Consider the following 8,314-nt stretch of genomic DNA (forward strand, 5'->3'; position numbering starts at 1 on the left):
TGATGGCGGTAAATGCCCTCTTGGAACCCTTCTGTGTCTAAATTTCAGCTAAATCGGGATGAGAGGATTTGAACCTCCGACCCCTGCTTCCCGAAAGCAGTGCGCTACCAAGCTGCGCTACATCCCGATGCGTCGATCGCATAGATCTGACATCATATCAATGAATTATAACATCTCGATCGAAAAAGCTCAAAAAAAGCTCCCACATGCTGCGGGAGTTTTGGGAGTAAGTAGAGGATTTAGTTCTCGATCGAGGGTTAACCTTCGCTCGATTTGACGAGTTTGGGCGCGCGGAAAAATTCGCCTAGTGCGACGGGATTGGATTGCTTGTGGGCAATTGTCGGGACGGAATCGCGGAGGTGGGCGGTGAGGGTGGTCGTGGTTGAATCGTAGATTTGGGTGAGGAGTTTGGGGTAGAAACCGACACCGATAATCGGGACGAGCAGACAGGCAATAATAAAGACCTCTCTGGGTTCGGCATCGATTAACTCTTCGTGTTCGACTAGTTCTTTGTTTTCAGTGCCGTAGAAGATTTCTCGCAGCATTGAGAGTAGATAAATCGGCGTGAGAATTACCCCGATCGCGGCAATTAATACCATAATCACTTTAAACTCAGACGTGTAAGCATCGCTGGTACTGAAGCCGACAAAGACCATCAGTTCGGCCACGAAGCCACTCATGCCTGGTAAAGCTAGCGACGCCATCGAACAAGCGATAAACATTGCAAAAATCTTCTTCATCTTCTGACCGACACCGCCCATTTCATCGAGCATTAGGGTGTGGGTGCGATCGTAAGTTGCACCGACTAGGAAGAACAAGCTCGCCCCAATCAAGCCGTGGGAAACCATTTGTAAGACGGCACCACTCATTCCTAAATCGGTAAATGAAGCAATCCCAATCAGCACGAATCCCATGTGCGAAATTGAAGAATAGGCAATTTTCCGCTTGAGGTTGCGTTGGGCGAAAGATGTCAGCGCAGCATAGACGATATTGACTACCCCCAATACGACCAATACTGGTGCAAAGGTTGCGTGAGCATCGGGTAACATGCCAGCATTCATCCGAATCAACGCATATCCGCCCATCTTTAGCAATACGCCAGCTAGCAGCATGTGGACGGGTGCTGTAGCTTCACCATGTGCGTCGGGGAGCCAGGTATGGAGGGGAATAATCGGTAATTTGACCCCATAGGCAATTAACAAGCCTGCATACATGAATAGCTGGAAGTTGTGGGCGTAATTTTTGGCGGCTAACGTCCGCATATCAAAGCTGATCGTATCGCCATAAAATCCCATCGCTAGGGCGGCGACAAGGATGAATAGGGAGCCGCCAGCAGTGTAGAGGATAAATTTAGTCGAAGCATACAATCGCTTCTTCCCGCCCCAAATTGCTAGGAATAGATAAACCGGAATCAGTTCTAATTCCCAGACCAGGAAAAATAACAACATATCCTGAACGGCAAACACGGCAATTTGCCCGCCGAACATGATTAACATCAGAAAGTAAAACAGTTTGGGCTTGAAGGTGACGGGCCAAGCTGCTAAGACGGCTAGGGTAGTCACAAAGCCGGTGAGTAAGATTAACGGCATCGAGATCCCATCGACCCCTACCGACCATCTCAAATCGATTTGGGGAATCCAGGTATAGCTTTCGACCAATTGTAACTGGTCGCTATGAATGTCATAGTGATTGGCAAAGGTATAGACGAGCAGCGTAAAATCGAGCAGTGCCACAATCAGCGCGTACCAGCGCACCGTGCGTCCATCTTTGTCTGGAATCACCGGAATCGCCAGGGAAGCAAGGATCGGAAATAAAATAATCGTTGTCAGCCAAGGAAAGCTATTCATAGGCAGTTAAAATCGGGAGATGCCCAATCGAGTAGTTAGTATATTTCGGGACGATTCTCTTACGAGAGGCTACGCCAACGCGATGCTGGGTGCTAACGGGTGTAAAATTCTCTATGACGATTTACTCTGCGTAAATCCCTGTCAACGCGATGTGCGACTGTAGCGATCGCGAGGACGGCTTAATTGTTAATCTAACAAATTATTCAAGCGATCCTCATCGCGAGCGGCGTCGCTAACGATTTGAGCCTCGGATCGATTACAGGTAGCTATTTTGACGCGCTGACTCTAGTTTGAGCCGTTAGCAACCATGCCTTTTGACACTATAGGCGATCCCCTGTGGGTGGAACTGGGATCTAATAATTCCTTAACAAGTTATTTCGCGGTGGAGTCGAGGATCTGGGGGATCGTCGGGCAAGGATAGAGTAGGTTAGACGCAAAGGCAGGGTCGATCGATTATTTTGCCCAAGCTGGATATAATTAACGGAACGAGTCGATCGCTAAAGCTTCAGTCTCGATCGATAATGAGAAATCCCATCTGCCCTGAATAGCGATCGCTTTGTTTTATGCAACATCATTACTCTTCATTGCTAGATATTCCGAGTTCGCTAACGTTACCGCAAGTTATTTGTCTGGATGCGGTGGGGACATTATTTGGCGTGCGGGGTAGTGTTGGGGGGATTTATAGTGAAGTCGCTAGTAAATATGGTGTCAATTGCGCGCCGGAATTACTCGATCGATTCTTCTATACTGCTTTTAAAAACTCCCCTCCCTGTATCTTTCCTGGAGTTCCGGCTGCAGAGATCCCGATGCATGAATTCCAGTGGTGGCGGGAAATCAATCGTCAGACGTTTACTGCTGTAGGTGCGATCGAGCAGTTTAGTGACTTCGACGGTTTTTTTGAATATTTATATGCCTATTTCACCACTCCTGCTGCGTGGGAAATTTATCCCGACGTGATTCCCGCGTTGACAAATTGGCAAAAGTCTAACGTCCAGTTAGGAGTGCTCTCAAATTTTGATTCGCGGCTGCATACCGTGCTGGCTGGCTTGGACTTAACGCGATTCTTTTCGACGGTGACGATTTCGACAGAAGTTAGTGCTGCCAAACCTCAACCCGAAATCTTCGCCGCCGCGCTGCGTAAATATGAGTGCGCGCCCAAATTAGCCTGGCACATCGGCGATAGTCTCGAAGAAGATTATTTGGGTGCCGATAACGCTGGCTTAACAGCAATTTGGTTGAACCGGCACTGAAGCCTACCCCCTCGCTCCATTTTGCTCTAATCTAGAGGGGAATCATATCCTTACGATCGTTTGTGGAGTTTAGCAAAGTGAGTAGCGTTACCGTCATTAATGATGCACAATTTGAAAGCGAAGTGTTGCAGTCAGATTTACCAGTCCTAGTTTACCTGTGGGCTGCATGGTGCGGGCCGTGTCGGTTAGTCTCACCATCGATCGACTGGATTGCTAGTAACTATAGCGATCGTGTCAAGGTAGTCAAGATGGAAATCGACCCCAATCCCGCAACTGTCAAAGCTTATAAGGTGGAAGGCGTGCCTGCCATCCGACTGTTCAAGGGTAATGAACTCGTCCACACTTTAGAAGGTGCGATTACCAAAGATAAATTAACTACGATCCTCGATAGTAATCTGTCATAAGTAAATAGAAATTTAGCAAATATTTTTAGTTTAGAAACTAGCTGGTGGGCAGTGCCCACCATAATTTCTAGCACTTTGGTGCGTTACGCTGTCGCGATAACACACCCTACGTTCTACTAAGATCCGGATCTTAGCCCCCTTTTTAAGGGGGTTTGGGGGATTGAAATCTACGATCTACATCAAAAAAACCTTTTCAAACATCCTCTCAGAAACCCTATCAACTGACTGAAAAATGCAGTTTTCCCAACGGCTCCAACCATTAAAAAGTAACGTATTTGCCGATATGGATCGGGCGAAGGGAAAGGCGCGGGCACTGGGACAGCCGATAATCGATCTATCGCTGGGTTCGTCGGATCTACCCACACCACCTCATGTCATCGCCGCAATTCAGTCGGCATTAGTCGATCCGACTACTCACGGTTATTTATTATTTAATGCGACGCGAGTATTTCGAGAAGCGGTGGCAACTTGGTACACCAATAAATATGGGATAAGTGTCGATCCCGAAACAGAAGTTTTGCCGTTAATCGGTTCTCAGGAAGGAACGGCTCATTTACCGCTGGCGATCTTGGAACCTGGGGATGTGGCACTGCTAATGGATCCTGGCTATCCGTCCCATGCTGGTGGCGTTTATCTGGCTGGCGGTGAGATCTACCCCATGCCTTTACATGCCGACAATGGATTCTTACCCGTACTGGGGGATATTCCGGCTCCAACCCTCGCCAAAGCGCGGATGATGGTGTTGAGCTATCCCCACAATCCGACTACTGCCATCGCGCCGCTAGCCTTCTTTGAAGAGGCAGTTGCGTTTTGTCAGCAGCACGATCTGGTGTTGGTACATGATTTTCCCTATGGGGATATGGTGTTTGGAGATGTTCGGGTACCATCGATCTTACAAGCCGATCGCGAGAAAAGCGTGTCGATCGAGTTTTTTACGATGTCTAAGTCCTATAATATGGGCGGATTTAGGATCGGTTATGCGATCGGCAATCGGGACTTAATTCAAGCCTTGCGCCAGGTGAAGGCGGTGGTTGATTTCAATCAGTATTTAGGAATTTTGCACGGTGCTGTTGCCGCACTCAGTGGCGAGCAAAGCTGCGTGCGGCAGACGGTGGATACTTTCAAACAGCGTCGCGATACTTTTGTGACGGCTTTAGCTGAAATCGGTTGGGAAGTGCCGACACCAGCAGCAACGATGTATATCTGGGCAAAATTACCGCCGCAATGGGCGCGTAATTCGATCGAGTTTTGCACGGAGTTAGTTTGTCAAACTGGGGTGGCTGCATCGCCTGGAATTGGCTTTGGGAGTTCGGGTGAAGGATATGTTCGGTTTGCATTGGTACACGAACCGGCTAAATTGCAACTGGCGGTCGATCGCATGGCAAAATTCTTGTAGGTTAGATTTCGCTTTGCTCTACCCACAAATCTAAATTTATCGATCGATTCTACCTGGTTTGGGGATGACCGATCGCATCCCGCTTTTCGCCCCGCTGGCATCGCCTTGATAACGGGGAATAACGTGGATAGTGGCATGATTCATTGCTTGTCCGGCGGCTTTGTTGATATTCATCCCGACATTAAAGCCATCGGGTTTAAATTCTGTAGTTAAGATTGACTGAACTTTATTTGCCATTAACCAGCAAGCTGATTGTTCTTTGGGTGGTAGATCGAAGTAGTTGCTAATGTGTCGTTTGGGAACGATTAAGACATGACCTTTAGTCAAAGGATAGCCATCGAACATGGCATAAGCAGTAGCGGATTCGGTCAGTAAATTTAACTTGCGATGGGGATTACAGAAGATACAATTGTTTGGTGAATTCCATTGATGGTTATAGTGAACGTATTCATATATTTCACAGTATTCATTAAGTTGGATCGACTTAAATGGTAGTTTGACTGTGCATTGATAAGTGGGCTTTTTGTGGACGTAGTGTTCTCGAAATCCTTCTTTCTTTAGATCGCGCCTGACTGCGTAATAGGCTTTGCCTCCAGGTTTGAGTAGATAGGCGATGTTCATCAGCACCTCAGCTTGTTCCGCTGGTAGTAATACATTAAGAACATAGCAACAGACGATCGTTTCAAATTTACCAACTAGATCGATCGGTAGATAATGGGGATCGTAGCCGGTAATATCCAATCCTTTGCCTCTCAAAAGTTTGACATCATTTCCCAGTCCACAGCCAAAATCGAGGATTCTACCTACGAGCAAATCTCGATCGAGTAAAAATTGAACTGGGGATGATAATTTGCTACGATCGATAGCTGTGAGATGGCTGAATTTGTTGGCTTGTTTCCGCATGAAGTGGCTGTTTGAGATGAACGAGATCGCATCGACTTGGGCGATACAGTGTAGTAGTTTAGTGACGGTATCGTTGCTGTTAGGTTCGTTAGTAGCAGTAACCATGCCCGATTTTAAACCAAGATCGAGTCACAAATCGCGGTCGATCGAGATCGTCGTCGCTCTGATAAATAGATACACACAAACGAAAATTGCGATCGTGTCGATCGGGTGTTAACATTGGGCACAATACCTAAGTAAATGTCGATTAACGCGTGGCTGTTAGTTCGCGATCGTCGTCTAGAGATAGGTTAGCTTCAATTAGTTATCGCTTCGATTTTATACCTACTTTGACCTTGCCGTCTCGCTCAGCGTGAAAGACCCACCTCCACCAAAATCTCCGCAGCCGCAATTGACAAGCAATTTACCACCTAGCTCTCGTCGTTGGCTGAAGTTATTTTTAAAAACTGGCAGCATCATTGGTTTGGGCTTATGTCTATTATCGATCGTCGGTATTGTTATCGGTCAAGCGTGGGCAAAAAGTCAGCTCGTACCGATGCTAGAGCAGGAATTAACCAAAAGTCTAAAGCGACCGATTAAACTTGGCAAAATCGAAGATATTTGGCTTAATGAGATCCATATTACTAATGCCAAAATCCCCGCCAATGGTAGCGATCTCAGCCAGTTAGTCGTTCCAGATATTTTTGTCAATTTCAATCCGCTCAAATTAGTCATCGATCGCACCTTAAAGCTCGATGTGCGGGTAGTCGCACCGAAAATTTCGCTGGCTCAAAATGTACGTGGGGAATGGTTGACGATCCCACCGCAAGATAAGCAATCGCCACCGCCGATTAAGTTAGAAGTCGGTACGGTAAAAATTGAGAATGCAGTAGTTACAATCCTGCCTTATAGCGACAATCCCCAGCCGATTGCGATCGATAAAATCAATCTCCAAGCTGATGTTAACGATGCGCAAGATCGAGTTAAATATGACGGTGGCGCGCAGTTTGGCAGCGGACAAGTCAGCGTCAGCGGGAATAGTCTCATCGCTACTGGTGCCACCCAGTTAGCTATTAAGGGTCAAGCGGTAGATGCTGCTGCTGCAACGAGGATTGTGAAAATCCCGCAAGTTCGGATCGATCGCGGGACGGTAGATGGCGATCTGAATTTGGAGATTGAGCCGCAAAAAAAACTACTAATTAGTAGTAGATTGTTGGTACGGAATGGCAAGCTGACGATTAATAAGGTGCCGCGCAGCTTAGATGAGATTAATGGCTTTATTAATGTATCGGAGCGAGATGTCAAGTTTAATAGTGTCAGTACTAAATACGATCGGGTAGCTGGAGTCGTTAGCGGCGATCTTAACTACACTACTGGCTATCGATTGAGTGCCCAAACTGCGGCAATTACGCTGCCAGATCTGCTGAAGAGCATCGATATTAAGTCACCTTTTCCATTAGCAGGTGCGGCAGTCGCTCAGTTACAATTGGCTGGTAAATTAGATCGACCGATTTTAAGTGGCAAGTTTAATAACACCCAACTCAGTCAAGTCGATCGCGTCCAGATCGATCGAGTCAATGGTAACTTTAAATTGGCCGACGGTCGGATTAATATTAATGCCACCGCTCAACCTAAATTAGGCGGTAAAGTTACTACCCAAGGGGAAATTCAGCTTTTAAAAACTCCCCAGACTCGCTTTGTATTCCAAGGCGAACGGCTGGCTGGTGATGCATTGAGTCGGCTGTATGGTGCCAAATTACCCACGCAGGTCAAAATAGGTGAGACTGTGGCGCGCGGCACGATCGAGGGCACTGGCGCGGCAATATATACCAATCTCAAGGTCGATGCACCCCAGGCAACATATCCCGTCACTACCGATCTTCAGATTACACCTCAAGGTACGACGCTCGTGCGCGGGGCGACGCTGACAGGCGCAGGTGGCAAGATCCAGGCGACAGGAGATATTACCAAGACTAACTGGCGGCTCAATGTACGACCGCAGATTGTCGATACCCAGCAATTAGCCAAAGTTGGCGGGTTCAATTTAGCAACTAATTACAGTGGTAAATTAGGCGGTAATATTCAAGTAACTGGTTTAAATAGCGACCTCGGCATCGATCGATTGCAAGCCAGCGGACAATTAAATTTACAGTTGCCAGCCGGACAGATAATTGCCGATCGCATTAAGATCGATCGGGGTCAGTGGCAAGCTAATCTTACTAGTAAAGCTCTCGATCTCCAGCAACTAGCAACTCACGAGTTAGCACAAACTAATGGTACGCCAACATCTACGACTAAAATGCTCCCACCACCAGGGATTGTTAGCGGTAGTTTACAGGTCAGTGGTAATAATCTTCAGCAAATTACGCCGGATAATATTTCGGCACGAGGACAAGGTAAGATCGCACTCAAAGCTGGAGAAATTCAAGCACGAAATCTTACTTTTGCTCGGGGTAATTGGCAAGGTAACTTTACAACTACCAATCTCAATTTAGCTCGGTTAAATACTAAAATCGGCGGTCAATTGAGTGGTGA

General features: G+C 47.0%; 6 protein-coding genes and 1 tRNA gene. 4 read left to right on the top strand and 3 right to left on the bottom strand.

The genetic code is table 11. The annotated features are described in order from the left end of the window. Positions 1 to 53 precede the first annotated feature (53 nt). Both RMO84_RS06680 and RMO84_RS06685 read right to left on the bottom strand, forming a co-directional pair. Positions 54 to 127, bottom strand: a tRNA-Pro gene (locus tag RMO84_RS06680). Positions 128 to 257: 130 nt separating this feature from the next. Continuing rightward, a complete protein-coding gene (locus RMO84_RS06685; RefSeq protein ID WP_310487693.1) occupies positions 258 to 1,847 on the bottom strand; it encodes an NAD(P)H-quinone oxidoreductase subunit 4 in 1,590 nt (529 codons plus the stop codon). Between the two features lie 563 nt (positions 1,848 to 2,410). Here RMO84_RS06685 and RMO84_RS06690 point away from each other — a divergent pair. The 3 genes from RMO84_RS06690 to RMO84_RS06700 all read left to right on the top strand — a co-directional run bounded on the left by RMO84_RS06690 (position 2,411) and on the right by RMO84_RS06700 (position 4,897). Beyond that, positions 2,411 to 3,097 (top strand): HAD-IA family hydrolase, encoded by a 687-nt coding sequence (locus RMO84_RS06690; protein ID WP_310487694.1) that lies wholly within the window; start codon positions 2,411 to 2,413, stop codon positions 3,095 to 3,097. Positions 3,098 to 3,174: 77 nt separating this feature from the next. After that, positions 3,175 to 3,501, top strand: coding sequence for a thioredoxin family protein (locus RMO84_RS06695; RefSeq protein ID WP_396135790.1), 327 nt, complete (start codon positions 3,175 to 3,177; stop codon positions 3,499 to 3,501). 232 nt (positions 3,502 to 3,733) lie between these two features. Then, positions 3,734 to 4,897 carry an LL-diaminopimelate aminotransferase gene (locus RMO84_RS06700; RefSeq protein WP_310487695.1) on the top strand — a complete coding sequence of 388 codons (1,164 nt, stop codon included), beginning with the start codon at positions 3,734 to 3,736 and terminating at the stop codon, positions 4,895 to 4,897. 36 nt (positions 4,898 to 4,933) lie between these two features. On the opposite strand, the gene RMO84_RS06705 is transcribed toward RMO84_RS06700, so the two are convergent. Beyond that, a complete protein-coding gene (locus tag RMO84_RS06705; RefSeq protein WP_396135791.1) occupies positions 4,934 to 5,800 on the bottom strand; it encodes an HIT domain-containing protein in 867 nt (288 codons plus the stop codon). Positions 5,801 to 6,152: 352 nt separating this feature from the next. On the opposite strand from RMO84_RS06705, the gene RMO84_RS06710 reads away from it, so the two are divergent. Next, positions 6,153 to 8,314, top strand: a 2,162-nt coding sequence (locus RMO84_RS06710) for a hypothetical protein (RefSeq protein ID WP_310487697.1), incomplete at its 3' end; no start/stop codon positions are given.

It is taken from the genome of Chamaesiphon sp. VAR_69_metabat_338, assembly GCF_031423935.1.
GTDB lineage: Bacteria > Cyanobacteriota > Cyanobacteriia > Cyanobacteriales > Chamaesiphonaceae > Chamaesiphon.

Coding starts and splice junctions, on each gene's coding strand:
- RMO84_RS06685 (WP_310487693.1), bottom strand. CDS start 1,847: ATGAATAGCTTTCCTTGGCTGACAACGATTATTTTATTTCCGATCCTT.
- RMO84_RS06690 (WP_310487694.1), top strand. CDS start 2,411: ATGCAACATCATTACTCTTCATTGCTAGATATTCCGAGTTCGCTAACG.
- RMO84_RS06700 (WP_310487695.1), top strand. CDS start 3,734: ATGCAGTTTTCCCAACGGCTCCAACCATTAAAAAGTAACGTATTTGCC.
- RMO84_RS06705 (WP_396135791.1), bottom strand. CDS start 5,800: ATGCGGAAACAAGCCAACAAATTCAGCCATCTCACAGCTATCGATCGT.